23 protein-coding genes are annotated in these 24,465 nt (G+C 43.9%); 13 read left to right on the forward strand and 10 right to left on the reverse strand.

Features of this window, described 5'->3' with window-relative positions:
* Positions 1-2 precede the first annotated feature (2 nt).
* The 4 genes from MHO32_RS16900 (at position 3) to MHO32_RS16915 (ending at position 4,174) form a co-directional block, all read left to right on the forward strand.
* A complete protein-coding gene (locus MHO32_RS16900) occupies positions 3-977 on the forward strand; it encodes a tripartite tricarboxylate transporter substrate binding protein (RefSeq protein WP_009696966.1) in 975 nt (324 codons plus the stop codon).
* A gap of 230 nt (positions 978-1,207) precedes the next feature.
* On the forward strand, positions 1,208-1,702 hold the full coding sequence (locus MHO32_RS16905; RefSeq protein WP_239213089.1) for a tripartite tricarboxylate transporter TctB family protein: 495 nt from the start codon (positions 1,208-1,210) through the stop codon (positions 1,700-1,702).
* A gap of 20 nt (positions 1,703-1,722) precedes the next feature.
* Positions 1,723-3,249: a tripartite tricarboxylate transporter permease gene (locus MHO32_RS16910; RefSeq protein WP_005451899.1), complete on the forward strand. Its 1,527-nt coding sequence runs from the start codon at positions 1,723-1,725 to the stop codon at positions 3,247-3,249.
* 154 nt (positions 3,250-3,403) lie between these two features.
* On the forward strand, positions 3,404-4,174 hold the full coding sequence (locus tag MHO32_RS16915; protein ID WP_239213091.1) for a sulfite exporter TauE/SafE family protein: 771 nt from the start codon (positions 3,404-3,406) through the stop codon (positions 4,172-4,174).
* Between the two features lie 98 nt (positions 4,175-4,272).
* On the opposite strand, the gene MHO32_RS16920 is transcribed toward MHO32_RS16915, so the two are convergent.
* The 5 genes from MHO32_RS16920 to MHO32_RS16940 form a co-directional block, all read right to left on the reverse strand.
* Positions 4,273-5,244 (reverse strand): TAXI family TRAP transporter solute-binding subunit, encoded by a 972-nt coding sequence (locus tag MHO32_RS16920; protein ID WP_114092833.1) that lies wholly within the window; start codon positions 5,242-5,244, stop codon positions 4,273-4,275.
* Positions 5,245-5,456: 212 nt separating this feature from the next.
* On the reverse strand, positions 5,457-8,504 hold the full coding sequence (locus tag MHO32_RS16925) for an efflux RND transporter permease subunit (RefSeq protein WP_239213101.1): 3,048 nt from the start codon (positions 8,502-8,504) through the stop codon (positions 5,457-5,459).
* Entirely contained in the window at positions 8,501-9,271 is a 771-nt protein-coding gene (locus tag MHO32_RS16930; RefSeq protein ID WP_239213103.1) for an efflux RND transporter periplasmic adaptor subunit, read from the reverse strand. The genes MHO32_RS16925 and MHO32_RS16930 overlap by 4 nt, the downstream gene beginning before the upstream one ends.
* A 426-nt stretch (positions 9,272-9,697) precedes the next feature.
* Positions 9,698-10,264 (reverse strand): threonine transporter RhtB, encoded by a 567-nt coding sequence (locus tag MHO32_RS16935; protein ID WP_239213105.1) that lies wholly within the window; start codon positions 10,262-10,264, stop codon positions 9,698-9,700.
* Positions 10,264-10,899 carry a LysE family translocator gene (locus MHO32_RS16940; protein ID WP_009696973.1) on the reverse strand — a complete coding sequence of 212 codons (636 nt, stop codon included), beginning with the start codon at positions 10,897-10,899 and terminating at the stop codon, positions 10,264-10,266. The genes MHO32_RS16935 and MHO32_RS16940 overlap by 1 nt, the downstream gene beginning before the upstream one ends.
* Positions 10,900-11,302: 403 nt before the next feature.
* On the opposite strand from MHO32_RS16940, the gene MHO32_RS16945 reads away from it, so the two are divergent.
* From MHO32_RS16945 to MHO32_RS16980, 8 genes are all read left to right on the forward strand, one after another.
* A complete protein-coding gene (locus tag MHO32_RS16945) occupies positions 11,303-11,806 on the forward strand; it encodes a hypothetical protein (RefSeq protein ID WP_223295806.1) in 504 nt (167 codons plus the stop codon).
* Between the two features lie 88 nt (positions 11,807-11,894).
* Positions 11,895-12,389: a hypothetical protein gene (locus MHO32_RS16950; protein ID WP_005451888.1), complete on the forward strand. Its 495-nt coding sequence runs from the start codon at positions 11,895-11,897 to the stop codon at positions 12,387-12,389.
* Positions 12,390-12,465: 76 nt separating this feature from the next.
* Positions 12,466-13,170, forward strand: coding sequence for a molecular chaperone (locus MHO32_RS16955; RefSeq protein ID WP_005451887.1), 705 nt, complete (start codon positions 12,466-12,468; stop codon positions 13,168-13,170).
* A gap of 1 nt (position 13,171) precedes the next feature.
* Complete coding sequence (locus MHO32_RS16960; protein WP_005451886.1) at positions 13,172-13,858, forward strand: fimbria/pilus periplasmic chaperone; 687 nt, start codon at positions 13,172-13,174, stop codon at positions 13,856-13,858.
* Positions 13,842-16,325, forward strand: a complete 2,484-nt coding sequence (locus tag MHO32_RS16965) for a fimbria/pilus outer membrane usher protein (RefSeq protein WP_239213107.1) — start codon at positions 13,842-13,844, stop codon at positions 16,323-16,325. Before MHO32_RS16960 ends, MHO32_RS16965 begins: the two co-directional genes overlap by 17 nt.
* Positions 16,315-17,187 carry a hypothetical protein gene (locus MHO32_RS16970; protein ID WP_050938277.1) on the forward strand — a complete coding sequence of 291 codons (873 nt, stop codon included), beginning with the start codon at positions 16,315-16,317 and terminating at the stop codon, positions 17,185-17,187. The genes MHO32_RS16965 and MHO32_RS16970 overlap by 11 nt, the downstream gene beginning before the upstream one ends.
* A gap of 107 nt (positions 17,188-17,294) precedes the next feature.
* Complete coding sequence (locus MHO32_RS16975; RefSeq protein WP_005451883.1) at positions 17,295-17,963, forward strand: response regulator transcription factor; 669 nt, start codon at positions 17,295-17,297, stop codon at positions 17,961-17,963.
* A gap of 236 nt (positions 17,964-18,199) precedes the next feature.
* The gene (locus tag MHO32_RS16980; RefSeq protein WP_239213109.1) at positions 18,200-19,678 is read left to right on the forward strand and encodes a carboxypeptidase M32; all 1,479 of its coding nucleotides are present in this window, start codon (positions 18,200-18,202) and stop codon (positions 19,676-19,678) included.
* A 131-nt stretch (positions 19,679-19,809) separates the two neighbouring features.
* Here the strand turns inward: MHO32_RS16980 and MHO32_RS16985 are convergent, their stop codons facing one another.
* A complete protein-coding gene (locus tag MHO32_RS16985; RefSeq protein WP_005451880.1) occupies positions 19,810-20,112 on the reverse strand; it encodes a DUF3861 domain-containing protein in 303 nt (100 codons plus the stop codon).
* 203 nt (positions 20,113-20,315) lie between these two features.
* Here MHO32_RS16985 and MHO32_RS16990 point away from each other — a divergent pair, with 203 nt between their 5' ends.
* On the forward strand, positions 20,316-20,753 hold the full coding sequence (locus MHO32_RS16990) for a MarR family winged helix-turn-helix transcriptional regulator (RefSeq protein ID WP_017188109.1): 438 nt from the start codon (positions 20,316-20,318) through the stop codon (positions 20,751-20,753).
* Positions 20,754-20,844: 91 nt separating this feature from the next.
* Here the strand turns inward: MHO32_RS16990 and MHO32_RS16995 are convergent, their stop codons facing one another.
* The 4 genes from MHO32_RS16995 to MHO32_RS17010 all read right to left on the reverse strand — a co-directional run bounded on the left by MHO32_RS16995 (position 20,845) and on the right by MHO32_RS17010 (position 24,230).
* Positions 20,845-21,417 carry a hypothetical protein gene (locus tag MHO32_RS16995; RefSeq protein WP_038899146.1) on the reverse strand — a complete coding sequence of 191 codons (573 nt, stop codon included), beginning with the start codon at positions 21,415-21,417 and terminating at the stop codon, positions 20,845-20,847.
* A gap of 49 nt (positions 21,418-21,466) precedes the next feature.
* Complete coding sequence (thpR, locus tag MHO32_RS17000) at positions 21,467-21,997, reverse strand: RNA 2',3'-cyclic phosphodiesterase (RefSeq protein ID WP_336246162.1); 531 nt, start codon at positions 21,995-21,997, stop codon at positions 21,467-21,469.
* Between the two features lie 104 nt (positions 21,998-22,101).
* Entirely contained in the window at positions 22,102-23,049 is a 948-nt protein-coding gene (locus MHO32_RS17005; RefSeq protein ID WP_239213113.1) for an LpxL/LpxP family Kdo(2)-lipid IV(A) lauroyl/palmitoleoyl acyltransferase, read from the reverse strand.
* Positions 23,050-23,291: 242 nt separating this feature from the next.
* Positions 23,292-24,230, reverse strand: a complete 939-nt coding sequence (locus MHO32_RS17010) for a LysR family transcriptional regulator (RefSeq protein WP_017819450.1) — start codon at positions 24,228-24,230, stop codon at positions 23,292-23,294.
* Positions 24,231-24,465 lie beyond the last annotated feature (235 nt).

Here is a 24,465-nt window from a genome sequence, read left to right on the forward strand (position 1 = left end):
ACATGTTAAAGGTACTCAAACCAACGCTCGCCGCATCCATCATTGCAGCCTCATTTTCTTTCCACGCTTTTGCTGCTGATGTTGAAAAAATCCACTTTCTAATCCCTGGTGGTGCTGGTGGTGGCTGGGATATGACGGCTCGTGGTACAGGTGATGTACTGGTTAAATCCGACATCGTTGAAAATGTCTCTTTCCAAAACCTCTCTGGTGGCGGTGGTGGTAAAGCCATTGCACACCTCATCGAAACCGCTGAGCGCCAACCTGATACGTTGATGGTGAACTCAACCCCAATCGTTGTTCGTTCACTGACGGGTATCTTCCCGCAATCTTTTCGAGATCTCACGCCAGTAGCTGCGACGATTGCTGATTACGGCGCTATCGTGACTTCCGCGGATTCGAAGTACAACACATGGGAAGATGTGGTCAAAGATTTCGAATCTAACCCACGTAAAGTAAAAATCGCCGGCGGTTCTGCTCGTGGCTCGATGGATCACCTTGTCGTCGCAGCTGCATTTAAAGGCGAAGGTTTTGACGCGCGTAAAGTTCGCTACATCGCGTATGACGCTGGCGGCAAAGCAATGGCAGCGCTTCTGTCTGGCGAAACACAATTGCTTTCAACCGGTCTTGGCGAAGTATTAGAGATGTCGAAATCTGGTCAGGTAAAAGTACTGGCGATTACGGCACCAAAACGTCTAGACGCTGCACCAAACATCCCTACCCTGAAAGAATATGGCAATGAGACTGTGTTCGCGAACTGGCGTGGCTTCTTTGCCGCTCCTGGCACAAGCCAAGCCAAGCTCGACGAATGGAACGCAGCTCTGACCAAAATGTACAAAACGGACGAATGGCAAGTTGTTCGTGACCGCAATGGTTGGATTGACAACTACAAAGCGGATAAAGAGTTCTTCGCGTTCCTAGAAGAGCAAGAGCAGCAAATGGGCGATCTAATGCGCGAATTAGGTTTCCTTAAAAAGTAATAACCCCCATCCGAGTTTGTGGGGTTAGCTATCCCTAGCCCCGTTGTATTTGCACTCTAATTTCACCGTATATGGGCATTGTCGATATTCGACAAGTAAAAACTCCTTTGTTTATTGATTGGTAAACACTAAGTAACTCGACTAGCAGCGATGCGCTTAATTGTTAATGACTTGGTCCTTCTTCATTAACGCCCATATACGGTCTTTTCCTGTTGTTCTAGGAGTTGGATATGTCTCATTCAACCAATATTTTTACCAAAGAGAATTTGCTGTGCCGCGATCGTGTTGGCGCGATGATCTTTTTGTTGTTTTGCCTATGCTATGGCTACCAAACTACGCAAATCCCTCTCTTTCCCGGGGATGAATACGAACCCTTCACGGCTCGCACTTTACCGACCATTCTGACCTACGTCGGGATTGGTTTAGCGCTAATGCTATTGGTCAGTGGTCAGCCCGATAAACAAAGCGGCGCTGTGATGTCATTCAACTGGAAATTGCTTATCGCCTTTTTAGTTTTGATGGCGCTTTATGGTCTGGGTTTGACTTACATCGGCTTTGTATTAGCGACAGGATTCTTCCTGCTTGCGGGCTTTTACCTTCTTGGCGAACGACGTAAATCGGTGTTGTTTGGAGCCTCATTCCCGTTCGTTATCGCGTTTTACTTGTTGCTCACTCAAGGTCTGGATATCTACCTTGAGCCTGGTCTGATTTTCACCATCTGGTAGTCAAAAGAAAGGACTGAATTATGTTAGATGGAATTCTACAAGGTTTATCGACCGCCGTGATGCCAATGAACATCATGATGGTGATTGTTGGCTGTTTTGTTGGTACGTTTATCGGCATGCTACCGGGGCTTGGTCCTATTTCTGCCATCGCTCTGATGATTCCTATCACCTATGGTTTGGATCCATCTTCGGGTCTGATTCTGATGGCAGGTGTTTACTATGGTGCGGTATTTGGTGGTTCAACTTCCTCTATTCTTATCAACGCACCGGGTTGTTCTTCAACCGTAGTTACCGCGTTTGATGGCTACCCAATGGCGCAGAAAGGACAAGCAGGTAAAGCACTTGCACTGGCGGCTTACTCTTCTTTCACTGGTGGCACGCTTTCAGCAATAATGCTACTTGTGGCGGCACCAGCATTGGCCAACGTCTCGTTAAGCTTCCAATCTTCTGACTACTTTGCGCTAATGCTTCTTGGCTTATCCGCAGTGGCTGCGTTCGCTGGCAAAGGACAAGTAATAAAAGCATGGATGATGACCATTCTAGGCTTGATGTTGTCTACAGTCGGCATTGATAAAGGCGTCGGTGTCGAACGCTTCACCTTTGGTCTAACGGATTTGATGGATGGCTTTAGCTTCCTATTGTTGGCGATGGCGACCTTTGCGCTTGGTGAAACGTTGATGGGTATTTTGAAGCCTTCTGAAGATACGCGTGATGAGGAACAAGATAAGCTGAGCAACATTGGCTCGATGAAAGTCACCAAGGAAGAAATCAAAGAAGTAGCGCCTGTTTCTATTCGCTCTTCAATCCTTGGATTCTTTACTGGTGTTCTTCCGGGCGCAGGTGCAACCATCGCCGCCTTCTTAAGCTACGGCATGGAACGTAACCTTGCTCCAAAGGATAAAAAAGAGCAGTTTGGTAAAGGCAGCATTCGAGGTTTGGTGGCTCCGGAGTCAGCGAACAACGCAGCATCAAGTGGTTCTTTCGTTCCTCTTTTGACCCTTGGTATTCCGGGCTCTGGTACAACCGCAATCATGCTAGGAGCGTTAATCGCTTACGGTATTCAACCAGGTCCTCGTCTGTTTGTTGAACATCCAGATGTGTTCTGGTCGGTAATTATCTCCATGTACTTCGGCAACATTGTGTTGGTGATTCTTAACCTACCGCTGATCCCATACATCTCGAAGTTGTTAGCAGTACCAAGAACCGTGTTGTTGCCGATGATTCTGTTCTTCTCCATTACGGGTGTGTATCTGGTTTCTTTCAACACCATGGACGTGTTTGTGATGCTACTTGTGGCAATGGCTGCCATCGCACTAAGGTTAGCAAACTTCCCTCTCGCACCGCTGTTGCTTGGCTTTATCCTTGGTGGATTAATGGAAGAGAACCTGCGTCGTGCATTGATGATTTCCGACGGTGAACTGAGCTTCTTATGGGAACGCCCAATCACACTGACATTCACAGTGCTTGCAGTATTGGTACTTGGCAGCCCACTGTTTGTAAAACTCTTTCAAAAGCTTAAAGCGCAACCAGTGAAAGTTGAGCAATAAGCATTCTATCTATCCCTCAAGATAGACCTTTGAAACCAAGCCACCCTCTGCGGTGGCTTTTTTCTTGGACTAATCGCTACTTTATTTCTTTGGGTGAGTTGCGTAGTGTTAATCGTTCAGAAACAAAAACTATAAGAACAAAAAAGGACTTTTTATGCTGCTGGAATTTGCTCTCTTGTTTGCTGCGGGCGTCGTTGGTGGGATCATGAACTCCGTCGCCGGTGGTGGTAGCTTCATTACCTTCCCTGCATTAATGGCGGTTGGCGTGCCTCCCATCATGGCGAACGCGACGAATACTTATGCTTCTTGCGCAGGTTACATCAGTGGTGCAATCGGCTTTCGCGAAGAAATCATGAAGAACAAGCAAGAGCTGGCTTTCACTATCTCTTTCAGTTTGATTGGTGGCGCTGTCGGTGCTTATCTTCTGCTGAATACGCCAGAATCTGTTTTTCTTGAAGCGATTCCATGGCTACTGTTATTCGCAACCGTACTCTTTTTAACTGGCTCTCGCATGACTGCGTTGATTAAGTCTCTGACCAAAGAAACCAAACACGCTGGCATTTTAGGCGTAATCGCTTTGAGCCTGCTTTTAGTTGGAGTTTCTGCTTACGGTGGTTTCTTTAACGCGGGGCTAGGCGTGATCGTCTTGAGTTATTTAGTGGTTGCAGGACACCAAGACATCAACTTAATGAACGGGCTTAAGCTGCTGGTTTCGACCTGTGTTTCTCTGATTGCCATCGTGATCTTTGTTGCTAACGGTTCGATCGATTGGACCAAAGGCAGCGTTGTAATGGTTGGCACATTGGTTGGCGGCTACTTGGCAGCGCGTGTATCTCGCCGGTTGAATCCTAGTCATGTAAAAGGCTTCGTTGCCCTCTCTTCTATCGCGATTACCATTTACTTTTTCGTAGATGTCTATGCCTAACTCAATACCACGATATAACCAAAGCCAAGCGCTCATTGCTCACAAACAAAAACGCCATCGCAAACTACGATGGCGTTTTTATTAGTTCTAAGTGGAAATTACTTAATCAAACCCACTTCTTTGTAGTACTTCTCAGCACCTGGATGAAGCGGCGCAGATAGACCATCTTTCACCATTTCTTCTTTCTTCAAGTTGGCGAATGCTGGGTGTAGACGGCGGAAATCATCAAAGTTTTCGAATACCGCTTTCACTACGTTGTAAACTACTTCGTCTGGCACGGCCGTTGAAGAAACAAACGTCGCACCTACACCAAAGGTTTGTACATCACTTTCTGAACCGCGGTACATACCACCTGGTACGTTTGCAATACGGTAGAAGCTGTTATCAGAAACCAACTTCTCAACTTGTGGGCCGGCTACCGTTACGATGTTGCTGTCACATGACGTAGTCGCCTCTTTAATCGCACCACTTGGGTGACCTACGGTGTAGATCATCGCGTCGATCTTGTTATCACACAGTGCTTTAGACTGCTCTGATGCTTTTAACTCAGACACCAGTTTGAAATCGTCATTCGTCCAACCGTACTCTTTCATTAGCACTTCCATGGTGCCGCGCTGACCAGAACCTGGGTTACCAATGTTCACTCGTTTGCCTTTTAGGTCATCAAACGTGTTGATGTTAGCGTCTTTACGAGCCACAACGGTGAACGGTTCTGGGTGTACAGAGAACACCGCACGAAGCTCTTTGAATGGTCCTTTATCTTCAAACTTGCTCGTACCGTTATAAGCATGGTATTGCCAGTCCGACTGCGCGATACCTAAATCCAACTCACCTGCGCGAATGGTATTGATGTTGTAGATAGAACCACCGGTACTTTCTACTGAACAACGGATGCCATGATCAGCACGTGATTTGTTCACCAAACGACAAATTGCACCACCCGTCGGGTAGTACACGCCAGTTACACCGCCCGTACCAATGGTTACGAACGTATCTTTAGCAGAAACTGAAAAACTTGTACTTAGTGCAGCCAGAGAAGCCGCGACAGCAATTTGCTTGAGCTTTAACATTGAACGTCCTTATTTTTTCCTTTGTTTATGGCTTGGTAAGTATAGCAATCGTTAACAAACTGATAACGTTTAAGATCACATCCTGAGAATTATCACCACGCAGCAAAAGGCATTGATCGGTAAGCAATTATGAACCGTGTTCGACTTTAGTTTTAGCCCAACCAAAAAGCCCGCAGAATTTAACTGCGGGCTGTCCGGTATTTCAATAGTACTTAGTCGGTCGCTAGGGTTCTCTCCTCGCTGTTGTCATTGACTGCGGATGCACTTTCATTCCCTTTCCTGTGTGTCCATAGGTAAATGGATGGGATCACGGTAAGCGTGACGATCATTGAGATCACGCAGCCCCAACCAACCACCAGCGCCATCGGCGACATGTAGTTATCGTAGCCACCCAAGCCGTACGCAAGCGGGATAAGACCTGCAACGGTTGTGATTGTGGTTAAGGTGATTGGTCTTACTCGGCTTTGCGTTCCACGAATTACAAACTCCAGCAAGTTGGTATCGTTACATTCCGCTTCGTGTTCTTTGAAGTGCCAAATCAGCACCAAGCTGTTGTTCACCATAATACCAATCAAGGCAATCATCCCGATGATGGAGAAAAAGCTCAGCACCTGATTATGTAAGAACAGAATAAACAGCGCACCAGCGATGCCAAAAGGAATCACTGTCAACACAATTAAGGTTTCGCGCATTCGGTCAAAAAGAAGAATCAGAAGCAACGCAATGCCAATAAACGCCACACTAATCGCGATGACAAAGCCTTGCTGCGCTTCTTGTGTTTCTAAGATCTGCCCTGTCGCAATAATAGAGGCACCGCCGTATTCTTTATTGGCAAAGGCTTCTTGAACCGCAGCAAAAACGGCAACCGGATCAGTCACGGTCGAATCGACACCTGACGAGACACGAATCACTCGCTCTCCATTAAAGTGTTTGATTTGTGCTTCTGCATCGGCATTTCTCCATCGAACCAGCTCACTTAATGGCACCAGCTTGTTATTGCTGGCGCGAACCAAAATGTTATCCAGTTCTTTTAAGGATTTGTCGTCTTCTTCTAAAGCGACTCGGAAGTACACTTCTTCTTCACCATTAAAGATCCGCGTCACGCGTTGACCGTCAATCGCAAACTTAATGATATCCCCGACTTTGGTGGCACTGATGCCGTAGTACTTGAGCCAGTGATGTTGCAGCTCAGCTTGAATCTGTGGTGCTGGTGCATTTAAATCACGTCGTACTCGGCTCGTCCCTTCCAATGATTCAATGTACGCCGTCAAATCATTAGCAAGCTTTTCTCGCCCTTCATCCGTACCGCCAACGACACGCAAGTCCACTGGACGTCCTACCGGAGGACCGCCGCCATCAATATCGAACTCAATTTGAGCCAACCCTGTAATTTGCGTTGCTTTCTCTTCCCACTCTTCGACGATTTGCTCTGCGGTTCTTGTTCGGCTGTTTGGTGGTGTTAATGAAATCACCCAATAGCTATTTGGTGAGCTCACTTCACCGTACCAATAATTCACCTCTTCAGTGCTTTTGATCAGCGCTTCGAGTTGTTGTGTTTCTTTCCAGACGTCATCCAAATCTAACTCTGGATTCGATTCAGCACTGATTTCTATCAAATACGCGCCGTCTGTTGGGAAGAACAAGAAGCTCAAACTCTTATATGAAATCGCTCCTAAAGTCAGAATCACTACGGTAATACATGGCAGCGCTACTTTGCTGTTTCGAATGACAAGTTCAATTAAACGATTCAGTGCGCTTAAATCTAAAAATGGCTTTTTCTTTACCTGACTCTTCTTACTCAAAATGCCTTTTAAATGGGCAGGAATAAAGAACAGCGCGTCGATAAACGAAAAGCACAACGCAATAATGACCGTAAGCGGAATTACATAAACCAATTTACCGCTGTTTCCCGGTAAGAAGAGCAAAGGTATGAAGGCAATCATGGTCGATAAAATGCTTGCTAGGACCGCTGGGAATACACTCTTCACACCTTGCGAGACCGCCTTATCAACCGGATAACCTTCTTCAACTAGTGCCACGATTTTATCGCTCACCACCACGGCATCATCGACAATAATTCCGACAATCAAAATTAAGGCGGACATAGTGAACACATCCAGAATCTGCCCGAAAGGAGGCAGCAAAGCCAGCGTGCCGAAGATACATACGGGAATAGAAACCGCGACCCAAAATGCAATGCGTCTATCAAGGAAAAGCGCCAACGTGATCAGCACCAAGCCAAGTCCAACCAAGCCGTTGTCTTGCACTATGCGCGCTTTCTCTTGGATGTCTTCAGACAAATCAGAACCGATGGCGATAGTGTATTTGTCACCGAGCAGTTTTTGCTGATTTGCAATCAAAGTTTTCACCGCGTTAGAGGTGCTAATAACGTCCGCGCTTTCATTAGTTCTTAAGTCAAAAAGAATACTCTTATTACCGTTGATTGAGCCATAAACCTCGCCTTTTTCAAACCCATCCTCAATGAGACCTGCAACGTCTTTAAGTTGAATATTCGGGCTGAATGAGATGAACATTTCACGCAGCTCTTCAATGCTATCCAGCTCGGCAGAGGTCATCAGTTCTGGGTTGTTCTTTAACGTTTCCAGACGACCACCGCTGATCAGCGTATTACGCTCTGCAATCAATGCCGCCACTTGATCCAACGTTAAACCATAACGTCTCAAAGAAATCGGTTCGAGTTGGATTAAGAACTCTGGCGCACGCAAATCGACGGTGTAAACTTCACCAATCCCTTCGACCCGTCTCAAAGCCAACTCTAGGTCTTTGGCTTTATCTCGCAGTGCTTTATAACCAACATCACCAGAAATACCGACCACCATGAAATCCAAGCTGTACGATTTTTTGATCGACAGCGTTGGCGCTTCGGTCACACCAGCGGGTAAATCCGTTACCCTTGCCAGTGCATCTCGAATGTCTTGGTAAACGGCATTCGGATCAGAGACATTGCTATCCAACACCACACTGATGTTTGACACGCCCGTTTCCGACGTAGAGGTAAACTCTTTCAATCCAGAAATAGGCAGCAATTCTTTCTCAATTTTACTGGTGATGTTACTTTCAATATCTTTCGCACTGGCACCAGGATAAACCGTGACGATATCGCCTTTTCCTAAGTCAAATCGAGGCTTCTCAGCAAGGGGAAGATTGTAGGCAGTAAGGGCACCAATGCTGATGATCAAAATGGTCAGGATTTTAGACGCAAACTTTCGATGAGAGAGCAAATCTAAGAAGAAATTCACAGTGCCTCCTGATCATTGAAATACACGTACGATTCCATGCCCGGATTAAGCTCGCCGTTGGCGTTATCTACCGTCACTTCAACAAGGAAGCCCGGCTCACTGTTTTGGAAAGCAGGAGAAAGTAAAGTGATGGTGCCGTCCAACGTCTGCTCAACAGAAGGCACTTCGACCTTAACCTTCTCGCCTTTACTGAACTTGTTGAAATCAATCTCTAACAGGTGAAAACGTACTTTCAATCGTTCCATATCTGCAATGGTAAAAAGCGCATCACCCACCGAAACAAACTGCCCTAACTCAACAGAGCGATTAGTAATCACCCCATCAAAAGGTGCATCCGGAGAGGCTTTATCAAGCGTTCTTGCGGCGATTTTGTAGTGTGTATTACTTACGTTGAATTGAGCTCGACCAATGTTGGTTACACGAATTTGGTTGTCCACGTCACTTGCCGAGACGCCATTACTGGTCAGCAAGGATTGATAACGCTTTAATTGCTTTTCTTGAATATCTAACTCGGCACGACTCACCTCTAACTCGTTACGTGCTAAGTCCAAACTCAATGCATAATCTTCTGAGGACAGAGACAATAGCTCCTGCCCTTGAGTCACAGAGTCACCGTTATCGTAACGATAAGAATCCACCACGCCGACGACTTCACTTTTTACCACAACACTTTTTTCAGGAATCAGTTGACCAACAACGTAATCGCTCGCTGCATGAGCAGCGCTTGATAAAAGAAATAAAGGAATTAGTACGGATCTTTTTTTCATTTAGTTATCTCATTTCCGATGAACCAAATGACTTGTGTAACCGTTCCTCCGACAAGTCACCACTGACAGGAACACACAAGCCTTTAGTGTTTACTAAGGCATTAACCAGAAGTACAGCAAACGATTAACGCTCTTATTTATTGATGCTTGATATATAAATTATCAGTGGAGGTGTGGAAAAAAAGTGAGTCCTGAATGAAGCGTTTAACTACTTAAATCGAGGGAGTCCTTTCTGATTTGTTAGTACTTCGTTCAATCAAAACCGTTGCAGGTCTGTCGAGAGAAACTAGCCATGATTTGATATACCCCTATAACATCGCGATGCTTGGCTATAAAAAAAGAGACAAGCCGATCGACTTGTCTCTTTCTCATTTCATCATATTGTATTTATACCCAGGTCACTCCTAGATACTTAGGTATAGCGCATCAATCTCTGAGCCATTGATGATCTTCACCACCATCTTTCTTATTGAAAAATGCAGAGTGCTGCTGTTTGAACTGATCTGTTTTTATCTCTGAAATCGGCCATAATGTAAAATCTTCACGAATAAAGCTATCGTCAATACCAAACTCAAGCGTTCTTAGCTTATTGCCGATAAATCGATAGATGTACGTTTCACCGGTCTTCTCGCACACCATTGGTACATGCGACATCGGCTGACCATTGACTGAAACTGACACCCATTTACTGCTCTTTGGCTCACAAGACGCTTGATTTACTACATCAATTTCGAACTTGTTGTCTAAGGTCGTACCGACAAAGACGACGGTGGAATCTTGCAAATAGACGCGCCTTAATAAAAGCTGTTTAGTATCTTGAGTACGTGTGGTTTGAATACCATTAGAAAATGGTTCGAAGTAAGACCAATGCCAGTTCCATTGCATGCCTTTTTCAACAAAGTGAAGTTGAGGTATGGTTTTCCAAGCCACAATACCAGCAAGCGCCGCAATAAAAGCGATCAGGATAATTAGAATTCGAACAAGTGAGTGCATTAGACTGGTTTTTCTACAAGTAATTTTACACCAAGTGCAACCAGTACCGCTCCAGTTGCCCCTTCCATCCATTTCATAAAACTTGCATTTTTTAACAAGCTTTTCGCGGAATTTAATGCACCAGCCAGACCACATTGCCAAACCATCGCAATCATAAAGTGAATAGACGCCATAAGCATAGATTGCATTAATGGAGAACCTTCTGGGTTAACAAACTGAGGTAAAAACGCCAAATAGAACACTGCCGTTTTTGGATTAAGCACATTGGATAAGAAGCCTTCACGGAAAGAGCGTTTACCGCTATACGCTTGGTGGGTCTGTTCAGAGACAGCAATGCCGCCATTCGATTTCATTAACGCTCTCAAACTACTTAATCCAAGCCAGATCAAATAAGCAGCCCCCACCATTTTCACCATTTGAAATAGTTCAGCGGATTGAGCTAAAACAGCAGAGATGCCTACAGCAGAGAAAAATGCATGAACAAACAGACCGAAACAAATACCTAAACTTGTCGTACAACCATCTTTAAGACCTGCACGACTGGTGTTACGAATCACCAAAGCTGTGTCCAATCCCGGTGTAAGCGTCAAAATAGTGATGGCAATGAGGAACGCCTCAAAATTCAAAATATCCATATTCTTGTAGTGAGTGATTGTGCATTACCCATCAATACCGTCAATCCACGCAATTCGCAAGCAACTTTTGTGATCAACATCGTTGAAAATCACATAACGTACAAAGCCATACGCATAAAAGCACTTAATAAGCATACACACAAATGATTTTAAGATGCAGGGCTCAAAACGTTGTCATTGATTCGAGGTCAAGGAAAACAACGTAGCGTCTACAAACCAAGTCATTCTCGCTAAACAAAGCATCTCGAGGTTACTTGAGCATAAGGTCTTTCTTATATAAAGAGAGTTACTACTATTTCTACAACTTTTATAAAAACGATCAACCTCCTTTACTACTCTTCTATTTCCATCAGGAATTATAGTTTATTTCAACAACACAAAATAAACGAAAGTTGGTGTGCAAATGGGATATATGCTTCTTTTTCATTGCTGCCTGATGATCGCAATTTGGTTATTTATATTTGCGCCACTATTTAGTAACGCAAATACCTTAACGATGAATCTTGTTGGCAAATTAGAAGACCGATGTGAGATAAATTTCACGTCAGGTCAGAAAATCGACTTGTCAGACAGCAATATAAAAACACTACCATTGGACATATATTGCAACCAACCACTCGGCGTAAGCGTATATTCAAAAAATGGCGGACTAAAATTGGATAAAAGAGATGATATTCCACCATTCGAGTATTTATTTGAAATCAACATTAACAAAGCAAATATTCATGAAGAAGTAAAAAGCATTGATTTGCTCTCTGAAAAACGCTTTGACAGTTCAGGTGTTATTCCTTTCTCGGCACTAGGAGAAATTAGAATAACACTAGAAGACCGCTTGCTATACGCAGGCTATTACGAAGACGTGATTGAAATTGATGTATTCCCCTCAATTAACAGCGTCATCAACTAGGAGTTCTGTATTCGATACAGAGAAAGGCTAGCTCGGTGGGATTTGGGCTAAACATGTATGTTATCTCTCAAGTTAAAGGAATCTTTTTATGAAAAAACTTACGATTTGTGCAGCGGCTGTTACAGCAATTTTCGGTTCGCAAGTTCACGCAGGTCCGGGTGATGTTCAATTAGTGGGTTATGTTTCTCCAGTATGTGAAGTATCAGGGCTTGCTACTCAATTGCTCGACTTTGGTGATGTAACACAAGAACAAACTGTTTCTATCGATCTGGATATGAAATGTAACGATGTCGATGGTGCAACCGTTTCTTTGACCAGTTCTGAAGGTGGTCTTGAATCGGATGATGACGAAGATTTCGCGCTAACTTATACCGCAACTTTTGCGCCTACAGGTCTTCCATCATTTGATCTAAATGCACCTGGTGGTCCGGGTTTAAACGATGTCTCTAGTGAGCTGTCATACCCAGGTTCTTCGGGTCTAGCATCTGGTGTTGATGCGACATTGACTGTACAAACAACAGAAGTGGCAACATGGGCGGGTGGCTACTCAGATACGCTAACCGTTAACGTGACTTCTAACTAAGTTCCCCTCCGGGAGGCTAAGCGTATAGCCTCCCTTTCTACACAGCCATACCAAGCTGACATTGATGGAGCTCAACATGACTCGATGGATTATCCTAGTCGCAACATTTTTATTTTGTTCTTACGCTAACGCATACAAGGTTGAACCTATGGTTGCTGAGATTGAACCCATAGGCAATCGAGCCCAAATGTCGATGCGTATCGACAATACATCCCGAGTACCCCTAACTGTTGAGCTCTATCCTTTTTCAATGACCATGGATGAGCAAGGTGTAGAAACAACAAAACCCGCAGACGATGAATTGCTCGTTATTCCAGTAACCGCAATCATAGAGCCAGGTCGCTCTCAATCGGTCATGATTCGTTATTTGGGTGATCCTTCAATCTCTGAATCAAAAGCATACCGTGTCTCCATTAAGCAGGTTGAAGTAGCCCGTGGCGAAGAACAAAGCGCTAAGATGGGGTTATTACTTCAATTCAATACACTAATTAATGTTAAGCCCAAAAATACATCGGCAAACTTAGATATAAAAAGTGTCAAACAAAAAGGAAGTAAATGGATTGTTGAAGTAGAGAATAATGGTAATAGTTATGGCAGGCTAACGAATACTAATTGGCATTTAACGGATGGCAGTAATTCTAAATACCTAAAAGGCTTAGATATCAGTAAGTTAATCGCAGGCACACTTGTACTTCCTCATTCAACACGATTTTTTGAAATGAAACCATTGAAAGGGTTTGACGTGTCAGATTTGTCGATAGAAATAGAACAGGATAAATAACATGTTCTATCAATCTATAACATGTCTAATCTTGTTATTATTTAGTGGTTTTTGTAATGCAATCATTATTTCACCGACTGTATTTGAATTGAACACAGATAGAAATACAACATCACAGATCATAGTGACAAATAATTCAACAGAAAAAATGCCGCTAGAAGTAAGTATTCATCAGCTAGTATTTAAGAAAAATGGTCAATATGAAACCAAAGCTTTAAATAGCGACGCACTTTTGGTTTTTCCACCAGCAGCAATGTTAGCACCGAACTCAAAGCAAGTATTTCGTATTCAATGGCTTGATCCTTCTGTACAAAAGACATCCTCTAGCTACTTTATACGGTTTACACAAGCTCATTTAACGGGTGCTAATGGACAAAGTAGAACTTTGCCTATGCAGCAGAGCGGAGTCAAAATTAAAGTGCATTATAACGCACTGCTTCATGTGTACTCCAACAACCAACAACCTGACGTCACCTTGGAAGTGTCTGATGCCGGACAATTGGTTATTCGTAATACTGGCGAACGCTTTACCTACTCTCGACTACTGTATTTTGAGCCGTTAACAGCGACAGAAAATTACTCGCTCCAACAACAAGTCGGTGACCAATTTTTGCCACCATTTTCTACCTTCACCCTGCGTTCACGGAAAGCAATCCCAGTAGGAAAATATCATGGAAGAGAGCAATGAGCGTCGGAGCAGTGCTGTTTGGCTCCTATTCATTTTATTAACGATTTTATGTATCGCTCAAATCAACATCAGTTGGGCACGCGAGGTTGTGCTTAATCCAACAGGTCGAGATATCGAGCTATCCTCTCTTTTAAAAATCAGTGACAGCGTCTTGGGTCAGGCACAAGTCACCATTACCGCTGATGACGAGATTCGCTTACCGAAAGACAGTACCATCGCCCTACTTTCGTCATCTGTCGCCGAGTCAGCCTTAGAGAAATTACGAGACGCCCATTCAGAGACCTTATCTCAAGAAGACTTTCGACGTGCCGGGCTTGGGCTTACCTTTGATTTATCCACCCTAGAATGCATCATTTCAGTTCCTAACGAGTTGAGCGTCACGCGACAAATATCGTTAGCTGAAGACAATGAACATTTTAATTATTCTGAACCCAGCTTTTTCAGTGGTTATGTCAATGTCACCGCATCGGCGAATGAAACTCAGACCATAGCAGAGCAAAATGACCGACAAAGTATTTACAGTACAAGATTTGAATCGGGCTTAAACGCAGGTTCGGCAAACCTTGAATACGAAGCCACCTTTGAAAATGGATCGTCTCAAGACTCAGATTATTACCGCCAAGGCACGCGCTTAAACTATGATTTTCCTTCACAAGGAACGCGCCTTGTATTGGGTGATATGTTTAACTCTGGCAAGAGCTTTCAAGATGGTACCGACATCCTTGGAATCGGCATCACACGTGACTTTACTTTAATTCCTACTCGAAACGTGCGCCCTAAAGCCAATCAGTCTTTTACATTGCAACGCACGTCGAATGTCGACGTTGTTATCGATGGCATTGTCGTTCAGAGGCTGACACTGGGCGCAGGCAGCTATAACTTGAGTGATATCCCTCTCGCACAAGGTACTAACGATGTCGAATTGGTGATCACCGACTCTTCTGGGCAAACCGAAAGAATTCAATTTTCTGTCGCAACGGGGAATGACCTTCTTAACAGCGGAGAGTTTGAGTACAGTTTAATGGCGGGCGTGCCGTCAGAGGTCAATAACAACGAGCTCGATTATCAAACCGATCAAAAATTGATACATGGTTATCTTGATGTTGGTGTATTGCCATGGCTTACGCTAGGCGTAAACGGTCAAAAACGTGAAGACCTGTACCAATATGGTGGGACGGCTTTAATTGCAAGCTCACTAGGTGTCACCGAACTGTCCGCCTCTCAAAGCCATCATCCCACTCTCGATTCTGGGCAAGCATTTCGCATCGCTTTCGATGCAGAATTTGATGATGACAACCCTTGGCAACCACAATTAAGTGTTTTCTATGAATACCAATCGGAAAACTTCGCGGGCGTAGAAAGCTACGACACCATCGACTCTCCTCTCAACCAAACCACTCACTATGCCTCGGCGTTTGGTGCGTTTTATATTAATGACGATTTGCGTGCAGCTATGACGGTCAATTACCGCTCTGGCACTGAAGATACTGCGAATTATTGGTCAATTAGTCCTAGCCTGTCCGGTTCCTTCTTCTCGACACCAGCGACATGGAGCGCAAGGGTCAACTATCAGAACAACGACATCGGTTCAGATGAATGGAATACGTCTCTCACGTTAAGCTGGCCATTAAGCGATTCGACACGATTAGTCAGCCGCTACAACAGTGAGGTCGATCAAGCAGCACTAGACCTCACTTATCAAAATAATGTAGGTAATACTGGGGGCATGTCAGGCTATGCTTCTGTTGTTACCAGCCGAGACAGCGACGCTGACATTGATCTTGGCGTTAACTATTCTGCCAACCGCTTTCAAGTTATCGCTGACCACGCTACGCGTATGGAGAGTTTGAACGAAGATATAAGAAACCACAGTACGCGTGTAGAAGTCAGTAGTGCGATTGCCTTTGCTGGTTCCTCAATCACAGTTGGACGCCCAGTCCGTGAAGCGTTTGCAGTGGTGTCTAAGCACCCAAGCTTGGAAGAAAACAATGTTGATATCGATCCAACTCTAGACGGTGAAAACGCCCGCGTATATAGCCATAGCGCATCCAATGTATTGATACCGGACTTGGTTGCCTACAACCCTCAATTGATCAGTTATGACGTAGAGAACCTACCGCCCGGTTACGATTTAGGTGACGGGGCATTTTGGCTGAATCCTGGCTACAAACGCGGTTACCAACTCAAGATTGGCTCAGATTCTGTGTTAACCGTAATGGGAACATTACTCGATCGACATACTGGCAGCCCTATCCCACTCATTGCTGGCGTAGCGACTTATTTGGGTAGCGAAACCCAACAGCCCATCGAATTCTTTACTAATCGAAATGGCTTGTTTGCAATCTCCGGCTTACGCCCCGGTCAATACCAACTCACACTCGACACAAAAGAAAAACAGACTGTGGTGATCACTTTAGATGAACGCAGCAATGTTTTAATCAGATTAGGAGAGCTTTATGTGGATTAAACCTTTTATCACTCTAATATTGCTTGCTCCCCCAGCATTAGCGGGTTCTCTTTGCTCAATGAGTAACTTAAGTGTCGAACCTGCTTCTACGCAAGCACGCTATGATGTGTTTGCCTCTGGTGCATACACACTCATTTCGACATATCGACTGCGCGCGAATATTGAAGGCGAACAATGCCAAATTCCGGTCAAGTTAGAGATTGATGATGGTGACTCTTTTTTAAAAGGAGAAGCCAATGCCCAGCTAATTTTCGAATGGCAAGGCGGGAACGGTTACCAAAAAGGTAATCAATGGCATGTCGTCTTAACAGAGAATAACGCTGATATCACCTTTCAAATACGTTATCCGGCTCAACAATGGCTCGCCTCAGGTATTTATCAAGGCAAGCTCGAAGCGACAGTATTAACCGAACAACTGCTCAATAACGAATATGTTTTACCAGCTGTGACAAATATCGCAGTCACTGTTTTGCCGATGGCCAAAATACAGTTTTATGGTTTGACTCAACAGCATTACGAATTGGATATGGGGATACTCCAATCCAATAAAGTAGTTACATCCGCGCCCAAACTTTGGATTCAAAGTAACGCCGGATATAACTTGGTTTTTGAATCAACAAACCGAGGTGCGCTCCGACACAAATCTGCGGACACCCAATGGGACATTAGCTACGATATGTATCTGGATTCTAAGCAAATTAACCTAGATCAGGCGAGAGCTAGAGTCAGCGAAAATACGCCATCTAAGGGACACGCCAAAAACATGAAATTTATCATCGGCGATACGCTAAATAAACCGGGAGGTACCTACAACGATGTGCTCCAGATCTCAATTGAACCTAAGCTTTCGCAACAACCTTAGGCAGTCGCAAAGTTGAAACAGAGAAAAGTGGCGAGCACTATACCCCTAGACTAAGGTGATTACATTATCAATATTATTAGTACAAAACTATTATATAGGGGCTAGTTATGAATATGGGGACGCGTAGGAATGAATTAGAATCTAACATCCTTCTTATTGGTGAAAACTGTATTCAAAACCAGTTTATTCGCCGAGAGTTGGAAAAGAACCCCCAAAACAAACTTACCCGTAAAAGCATCCATTGCTTAGACGAAGAAATTAACTTGTCCAGCTACAACGTTGTTCTGATTTCTAACTATTTATTGGAAGAAAGACCACTGTCTGACTACATCTCACTCAAAACAAAAAACACCGACTTAGTGGTTTATGACGTACCGAAAACGGGCTCTGATCTTCGGCTTTTTTCTTGTCTCAATCTCAAAGGCGTACTTTATGAAGATTCGCCAATAGAGCATTTAACTCGCTGTATCGATGCCGTCTTAAGTGGCGAATTATGGTTACCTCGAAAACTGATGGCAAAAATGCTGATTCATTTCAGACCTTATGCCATCAGCTCTCAAGAAATCAGCAACACATTAACGAAAAGAGAAAAACAAATCCTCGATCGTATTGTTCAGGGACAATCAAATTTAGAAATTGCTGACGCCCTGTTTGTTGCGGAGAGCACGGTAAAAACCCATGTTTACAAGCTTTACAAAAAACTCAACGTTAGCTGTCGCAAGGAAGCCATTCAAAAATTCAGCCGCCCTCTTAGGCAAGAAACTCAAGAACATTAGCCATCGCTGACTCTAGCTTTGTTTCTCAACGCTCCTTTTGGTTAGGTGTACAAGTGTCTGAATTTGTGCACAATAGACCTGCATTGTTTGTTAATAAATAGTAAATTAGCAACACTTCTCTATCGGCATTCTCTTGATGCGGCACTTTTTCTGCATCGGTGCTGAGGGATTCGAACAGTACGTTCAAGGACCCCGCTTGGGGCGTTTAAGGAAAGAACATAACAAAGAGTAGTCACATGAGCGCATTTCAAAAACTCGTCGAACATTCAAAAAAAGTCTCTAACTTTGGTCACTTAGCCTCCATCGTAGGGTGGGACCAAGCTGCCGTTATGCCATCAGGCGGTGCGGAAGCCCGTTCTAATGCAATGGCAGAACTTAATGTCCACATTCACTCTCTTATGACTCAACCTCATTTAGGTGATCTATTTGCACAAGCAGAAGAAGAGTCATTATCAACGCAAGATCAAGCCGTACTGCGTGAAATGAAACGCGATTGGCAGCAAGCGAATCTACTGCCTGAATCTTTAGTACAAGCGCAATCTCTCGCAGGTTCTAAGTGTGAACATGCGTGGCGTAGCCAACGTGGGAATGATGACTGGACTGGTTTCGAAAAAAACTGGGCAGAAGTCGTTAAACTGTCTCAAGAAGAAGCTCAAATTCGTGCAGAAGCTGCTGGCACATCACCTTACGATGCCATGCTGGAGCTGTACGAACCAGGCACAACATCCGCGTCTCTAGACGTGTTGTTTACGGACGTAAAAACATGGTTACCATCAATGATTGATGAAGCCATCGAGAAGCAAAAAGCCAACAACATCCTGCTTCCGAACGGTCATTACCCGGCTGAAAAACAAAAAGCATTGGGGCTGGAAGTCATGAAGCTGCTTCAATTTGACTTCAAACATGGTCGTCTTGATGAAAGTGTTCACCCATTCTGTGGTGGCGTTCCTACTGACGTTCGTATTACCACTCGCTACGACGAAAAAGAGTTCGTGCAATCATTGATGGGTATCGTACATGAAACAGGTCACGCGCGTTACGAGCAAGGTCTGCCAAAATCATTAGCAGGCACTACGGCTGGTGAAGCTCGTTCAATGGGCATCCACGAATCTCAATCTCTGTTCTTCGAGATGCAAGTGGGTCGCAGCCAAGCCTTTGTTGAGCACCTTGCTCGTCTGGCTTCTAACCATTTCGAAGGTCCTGAGTTTGCTCAAGACAACTTGTCGAAAATCTACACTCACGTGGAGAAAGGTTTCATCCGTGTCGATGCTGATGAACTGACTTATCCTGCTCACGTTATCTTGCGTTACGAAATTGAACGCGATCTCATGAATGGAGTTATTAAGCACACTGACGTTCCAGAACTGTGGAATGAGAAGATGAAGGCTTACTTAGGTCTGTCAACAGAAGGTAACTTCAAGAATGGCTGTATGCAAGACATCCACTGGACGGACGGTGCCTTTGGTTACTTCCCTTCCTACACGCTCGGTGCAATGTATGCTGCTCAATTCATGGCTGCAATGAAGCAAACGGTTGATGTAGATGGAGCGATTCGCTCTGGAGATCTATCCCCAATCTTCACTTGGCTATCTGATAACATCTGGAGTAAAGGTAGCTTGTTGTCTACTGACGACTTGGTAAGCCAAGCTACAGGCGATGTATTAAACGCGAAACACTTTAAAGCACACTTAGAAAGCCGTTATCTTGGTAAGTAAGATTTGCTTTTGAAAAACCAAAAAGGCTGGTGAAATACCAGCCTTTTTATTAGTTTTAAATTTATCCCCAAATAACCTCGAGATGCTTGGTTCAACGAGAATGACTTGGGTATAAAACACAGTTAAATCGATCATTGAGCCTGTTGACGCTTCACTGTGCTTTTCAAGTTTTGCATGAAATTTCTAAAGTGCGGCATAAAGTCAATAAACAACGGATGTTTACGATCTTTCATCATCACGGGTCCCAGCAGGCGAAGCGCTACACCAACACGAGTCGCATCAGTTGGCTCTAATCCACTGCCCTGATTAAGCTTCTCAACAATGTTTAGCATGTCTTCACGATCTTGAACTTCAAAACTCAAGCTTCTTGCTTCACACCCTTCTTCAACATTTACTTCTTCAATGGTGATGCGGTAGCAGTTGTCTTTTCTCATCTCATTTCTCCAATCAAAATTCATCAGCTTGTTAAAAAGCGTTCAATCTTTGGTTTGATGGTCACGGATGTTATGGTCATCAACACCATTGCTAAGGATTCTGTTATTCAATTCTAGCTCTTGAAGTTGCTTTCAATTAAGTTGATAATGTCAACTATAGTTATTTAGTTGATAATGTCAATCACTTTCACTTGGAGTGTTACATGTCGAATCCAAAATCGCTGGATAATCTATTCCAACTCGTACACGCTTTGAAGCGTCAACTGCACGAGCAAATAGAGCAACTAGAACTCCCTATCGCACCTATGCATGTGCGCGTTATAAAAATCATCAGCAAGCAGTCACCTTGCACAGCAATGGATGTAGTGAACTTCTTAAATAGAGATAAAGCGCAGGTTACACGCTTAATTAAGACATTGATTGAAGAAGGCTTTATTGAGAAAACACCAAACCCAGACGATAAGCGCAGCCAATGTTTATTAACCACCGAGAAAGGCAATGATGTGTTAGCGAAGATCAAAACGGTCGACGCCAAGATCTTTCAAAAGATGACGCTAGATGTGTCGGACGACGACCTTGCCGCATTTCAGATTACTGCAGGTAAGTTAGCTGATAATTTAGCGAAAAAAGACAGCAAGTAAACTCACGTAGCCTCCAAACTTTTATGAGTATTAGTGGTTATTTTCCATGATCGTGATTGAATAAGAGAGCAACGCGTGCTGCTCCCTCCAATTAAGCTCTTATCCGGCTACGAATTTCTAATGTTTCTTGGTAAACATCTTCAAGGTGATACGGCTCAATTGCTTCATTAGAAATAAGCCACTCACCCAAGATCGAATCATCTTCCGTTTTTACTGCAATACAAGTGCCATCAACAAACATAATGTTGAGCCCATAGTCGTAGATAACAACTTCTGAAGAAGGGACAAACGCTTTATCAGCCAAATTTTCTTTTACTGCTTTACGGCTGCGTAATCGAATGACGTCGATACACTCGATCACTTTAGCTTCTTCACAAAACCTCACGCCTTCAAGCTGTGTCAGCTTTACCTCTTGTGGATTCAGCTCATCGACAAACCTTGCTACTGGCAAATGAAAGTCATGACCTTGGGGGCTTGTGTGCCATTCGTTTGTCAGCTCAACAAAACCAGTAGGCATCTGAAAAAACAATGGAGATAAGCTTGTCACCGGATCTGATTCAAGGCTCGTATTATCAATACTTGTCATTAACTTGCATTCTAATCCTACAATGCGCTTTAGTGCGTGTATCGAAGCATCATCCATTTGATAGTCGAGTATTTCCATTACTTACCTCCTTACTCCATTGCTGACCGTTTTAATAACATAAACATCATCAAGAAGATGAACAAGCGACTTCTTCGATAACTTGATAGCTCAATTGCCCCTCTATCGTTTTACTTTCCATCAATGCGATGGAGTAAATTGGTATTGTTAGCGGTGAAATAAGAACCTCATCCAAAGGGGCTTGTTTTTCGACATGTCGAGCTAATGTAATGTGGGGGACGTACGTGCGTGACTCTGTCACAAACCCATGATGCTCTAGAGTTTCTATTAATGTATTTTGTCGTTCTGCTATGGCGGGATTGTTCTTGATGCCTAGCCAAGCTAACTGTCTACCACTTTGATGGAACGTGCCGAGATGATCGACGACAATCTGATCGCAAGAAGGCGTGACTGTGTGGAGAATCTTTGTGAGTTGCTGAGTTTCCTCGTTGGTCGATTCACCAATAAACGCCAAAGTAATATGGAAGTTGTCTTTTCGGGTATAACGCCCTTCTATTCCCTTTTGCTTCAGCTTATCTTGAATCAGTTTGAGCTTTGACTTACTTGCATCGTCAAACGTCATTGCAAAAAACAATCTCATCATAAACGTCCTTAAAGCCAGAATATCCATATTGTGGCAAACAAGCCTATGGAAATGAATCAACAGATAAAAGAAAGCCCAGAACAAACGTCTGGGCTTGGTGTTCACATTGCGGTTGCAAGTTGAGGTTTATACAAACAGCATTCACCATCAGGGCGTGTCTTAAAACGACGGTGCAACCACATATATTGACTCGGGCATGCCATGATCGATTGTTCTACGATCTTGTTTACAAACACTGCCGCTTGGTCTGGGGCATTTTTCGGAAAACCTTCAACAGGAGCACGAAGGGTCAATGTATAGTGACCATCGCTACCACGAACCATGGTAAATGGTACTATTGCGCAGTCTGTTGAATCGACGAGCAAGCTTGTTCCTGTCGTAGTGCATGCACGCTTTACTGCAAACAAAGGTGCAAACGTCGAGCGACGCGTACCATAGTCATGATCCGGTGCGTACCAAACGCGATGACCAGTATTGAGTGCTTCGAGCATGCCCTTAACATTTTTACGATCGATCAATGTACGATTCGAACGAGAGCGTCCCTTGTATTGAAAGTAGTCAAAACAGGGGTTGTTGTTTGGTCGGTAAACACCAGAACCAGATTTTTTGATGCCAAACGCACGAGCACCTAATTCTAAGTTCATTGAGTGAACCGCTAGCATTAATACGCCCTTCCCTTGTTTCTCAAGCGCTTCGATGTGCTCCATACCTTCAATTGTCACGTGTTTGTTCACGCGTTTATCCGACCAGAACCATGCCATCGCGGTTTCGAATAAGGCAATACCTGCGTTGTCGATGTTATCTTTTAAAATCACATTACGCTCTTGTTCACTCATCGCTGGAAAACATAGTTCTAAATTACGTTTGATCGTGACTTGTCGCTTTTTCATTAATCGCATAGCAAGACGACCAATTCCGCTTCCTAGCGCGAGTTGAACACGAAATGGGAGGAGACTAAAAAGGTACATGATGCCGATAATGATCAATGTGCCCCAGTAGCGAGGAGCCAGAAATTCTGCCTTGAATTTTGGTGCAGTATGCTTATTCATGAATGTGTCATCAGACGAGTTCGCCTATAAAGTTCTAAAAACAATGATAGAGATTAAAATCATTGGCTGTGCTTATTACAAAAACTAAAGCGCGCGGATTCTAGGGCTCTTTAACACAACACACAATAAGAACTTTCCGATATTGCGGTCAGACCTATCAACTTGAACATAAAGGTCGTGATTTTCGTCGAATGGACACAAAAAAGCCGCCTTTCGTGGTTACAAAAGGCGACGAGTTAAGACTAGAGTTTTAAAACTTCGCTATCTAATACATTCTCTTTTACTAATTCAGACAGAATAGCTTTTGTTTTCTCTCTAAACAGATCTCTAAGTAGCCTTACCGTTGGCGTTATAGACTGTCGGCTTGGGCAAATTAACCATAGCTCCGTCGGCGTCGGTTTATATTCACTCATGACATTCATTACCTTGCCATCCAGTAAGTCCTGCGACATGTCTAGACAAGATTTAATGGCTAATCCTTTGCCTGAAACACACCAACGTCGAACTAAGTCTCCGTCATTCGAAGCTCGGTTTCCTTTAAGTTTCACTTTGTATTCAGCACTGCCATCAGAGAAACCCCAGACATCTTGCAACGTATCGTGCAACTGATAAAGCAACCCATTGTGCTCAGCTAAATCTTGCGGATGCTTCGGTGTTCCTGCGAGATTGAGATACTCGGGTGTAGCGCACAATAATCGAGGTACGTTACAGATTTTAAAACCATACATACTGGAATCCGTGGGCGCACCATAACGCAACGCCATATCAACCGAATCACGGTAAAAATCTATGTTGCTGTCACTGATGTTGCTTCGCAATGTGACTTTTGGGTAGCTATCCATGAATTCATCCAACCATGGCGTAACCAAATTGCGCCCTAAATCGGAAGAGAGAGCAATGCGCACCTCTCCATCAATGATATCGAGATCCTCACGCATGTTCTGCTTTGCATGTTCTAACATCTCTAGCGCTTTTTCACATTGAGGAAGGTAACGTTCGCCGGCGCTGGACAAACGTAAATGGCGTGTAGTACGAACGAATAGCTCCGCACCTAAAGAAGCTTCAACCCTTTTCACTGCTGCACTGGCCGTTGCTGTTCTCATATCGAGGGCTGTAGCAGCCCCAGTGATACTCCGAAACTCAGCGACTTTGAGCACGACTTGCAGATCTTCAAGCAACATATTATCTAATCCTATTTGATAATTTTCTGTTGATTATAATGCTTTAGAAAAGATAAGCATGTTTGAAAACTCACTTTTACTTAAGTCAGTTAACCTACTTGATCTACATTGCCCCTTCTGCCAAATAGAATTCTAATATACCCAAGTAACCTCGATATGCTAGGTTCAGCGAGACTGACTTGGTTTGTAGACGCGGCGGCGATTTAAAGGTTTAGTGGGTCTAAATCAAGAATCG

Source organism: Vibrio sp. MMH1-50 (genome assembly GCF_022347645.1).
Taxonomy (GTDB): Bacteria; Pseudomonadota; Gammaproteobacteria; order Enterobacterales; family Vibrionaceae; genus Vibrio; species Vibrio harveyi.